Genomic DNA, 2,567 nt, shown 5'->3' with positions numbered 1-2,567 from the left:
GAGGTAGCTCTCGACCTCGTAGACCGCCTTCACCGCGGCGATCTCGCCGCCGACGGCGCTGTCGTTCTCGCTCAGGTGAGTGTGGAAATACACGCCCGATCCACGCACCTCGTCGTAGAGTTCGCCGAGCGAGCGCAGCGTCTCGCGCGTCACCGACAGGCTGAACCGCGGCACGACCGCGACCTGAATGCGCGCCGTCGTCGCATCACCGGTATCCACGGCGTGCCACGTCGAGATCTCGTCACGCACCAACGCAAGCGCCTCTGCATCGCCGATGATCAGCGCATTCGCCGACTCCGGCCCCACGGTCTGGATGCCGCGGCCCGACACCACGCGCAGCCCGGCTTCCCGCGTGGCACGGAAGAGGGCATCCTGCGCGTGTGGAAAGGCGGAGCCGAACACCATCGCGGCCGTCGTTCCGGCGGCGACCCGGCGACGGGTGAAATCGCGCGCGATGCGCTCGGCGAACTGGGGGTCGGCGAGCCGCGACTCGGCCGGAAAGATGCAGTGGTCGAGCCACTCCAGCAGCTGGCCTCCACCGTACGAGTCGGTGGAGTACGTCTGCGGAAAGTGCACGTGAGCGTCGACGAAGCCGGGCACGATGTATCCGTCCCGGTTGTCGACGACGGGCGCGCCGGCGAACGTCGGCGGCAGCTCGGCGGCAGCGCCGATCCACTCGATCGTGCCGGCATCCGACACGACCAGGGCGCCGTCGGGAAGCGACACGAGGTGGTCTCGCGCATCCGCAACGGAGGGGGAGCCATTGATGTGAAAAATGTGCCCCCGGTAGACAGTGCTCATGACGGGTCTACGCGAGGTTCGCGGCGGGAATCCACGCGGGGCCGGCATCCGGTGCGTCGTCGCGCAGAACGGCGGCCTGGATGAGGCCATAGGGGCGGTCGTCGGCGTGGTAGACCTCGTTGTTGTTCTCGACGCCGAACGTCTCGAGGTTGTAGAGAAAGTGGTGCTTGTTGGGGGCAGAGAACCTGATCTCGGCGATGAACGGGTACTCTTCGAGCACGGCCTTGCCCATCTCGTAGAGCGTCTGCTGCAGAGCCAACGAATGCAGGGTCGCGAACTGCGCGATGAGGATGCGCTTGATGCCGGCGTAGATGTCGTTCCAGCAGATCTCGGCCCACGTGACACCGGTCTCGGTGAAGCGCCACTGCGCGATGAGGGCCGTGGCCATCACCCGGTCGGTGGTCGGCTCGAGGCGCGTGTACTCGTCTTCGAGGAATCCGTGGAACTCGCTGCCCGTCGACTTGAGGATCACCAGGTCTTTCAGGCCGCCGATCACCCACGTCTTCTGCCCGGCGCCCGTGCCCTCGACCGTGATCGCGGCGGTGCGCACCTCCTGGCCGAGGCGCACGAAGGTGTGCTCATGCTCCACTCCGTCGATGACCGCGTGCTCCCACGCGTATTCCTCGATCTCGATTCGGGCGCCCTCCACGGGAGCGACGTCGTCGACGAAGTGCCGGGCCAGTTCGAGCCCGTAGGCCTCGATCGACTCGACACCCTTCTCTTTGGCGTAGGAGTAGGCCGTCTGTTTCTGCGTGTCGGTGGGCAGCACTCGAGATTGGTCGCCCACGAGGTGCGCGGCCGAGAAGTCCCCGCGCAGGGCCGTCGACACGTTCAGGTCGCGGATCTCGTGGCGTGCCGTGTCGCGGGTGATGCGCACGACGCGGTTCTCCGCCTTGCCGTACTGGTTGGGTCCGAGAACGATTGCCATGGGGCGCTCCTATGTTCGAGGGTGAGTGGGCGCGATCGGCGATCAGGCGCGCGACAGCAGTCGGCCGGTGGGCGTGGATGCGGACGCGTCGTCGACGGCGCCTGACGTGTAGACCGGCACGCCGGCCAGCCAGGTCACGGCGACCAGGCCCGTGAGCTCGGATCCGTCGAACGCCGAGACCTTGTTCTTGTGCAGCAGAGCATCCGCGCTCGCGGTGAACGCGGCCTCGGGGGCGAACGCCACGAGGTCGGCATCGGCTCCCGCCTCGATGCGACCCTTCTGCGAGAGTCCGGCGAACCGGGCGGTCTGGGCAGACATCCAGTCGACGACCCGCTCGAGCGGAATACCGCGGGCCCGCGCGCCCGTCCAGACCGCGCTCAAGCTGAGCTGCAGGCCGGAGATGCCTCCCCATGCCAGTTGAAAGTCGCCGTCGTGGGCGAACTTGAGTTCTCTGGTCGAGGGGGAGTGGTCGGAGGCGACGATGTCGATCAGGCCCGACTCGAGCGCCTGCCACAGCAGCTCGCGGTTGCCGGCATCGCGGATGGGCGGGCAGCACTTGAACTGCGTGCCCGCGTCGGGAATGCCTTCGGCCGAGAAGCTCAGGTAGTGGGGGCAGGTCTCGACCGTGATCGGCAGCCCCTCTGCCTTGGCGGCCTCGATTTGCGGCAGCGCTCGGGCGCTCGAGAGGTGCAGGATGTGTGCGCGAACGCCGGTGGAGCGTACGGCCTCGATGACGTGGGCGATGGCGTCTTCTTCGGCGAGGTCGGGGCGGCTCGCCACGAAGTCGAGGTAGTCAGCGCCGCCGTCGCTCTCGCTCCTGTCGAGCACGGCGGGGTCT

The 2,567-nt window shown here is 67.7% G+C and carries 3 protein-coding genes; all 3 read right to left on the bottom strand.

Annotated elements, in window-relative coordinates; genetic code table 11:
* The coding region (locus ACE5CZ_RS05995; RefSeq protein ID WP_374946424.1) for an amidohydrolase family protein at window positions 1-801 on the bottom strand (801 nt) is incomplete at its 3' end.
* A gap of 7 nt (window positions 802-808) precedes the next feature.
* On the bottom strand, window positions 809-1,729 hold the full coding sequence (pucL, locus tag ACE5CZ_RS05990; protein WP_374946423.1) for a factor-independent urate hydroxylase: 921 nt from the start codon (window positions 1,727-1,729) through the stop codon (window positions 809-811).
* Window positions 1,730-1,771: 42 nt separating this feature from the next.
* On the bottom strand, window positions 1,772-2,567 hold a 796-nt coding region (locus ACE5CZ_RS05985; RefSeq protein WP_374946422.1), incomplete at its 5' end, for an amidohydrolase family protein.

It is taken from the genome of Agreia sp. (assembly GCF_964263775.1).
Lineage (GTDB): Bacteria > Actinomycetota > Actinomycetes > Actinomycetales > Microbacteriaceae > Agreia.
The sequence above is the reverse complement of the archived record's forward strand: the minus strand, read 5'-3'. Positions and strand labels throughout refer to the sequence as shown.

Bases quoted from the DNA above. Each gene is read 5' to 3' on its own strand.
- pucL (WP_374946423.1), bottom strand. From the start codon at position 1,729: ATGGCAATCGTTCTCGGACCCAACCAGTACGGCAAGGCGGAGAACCGC.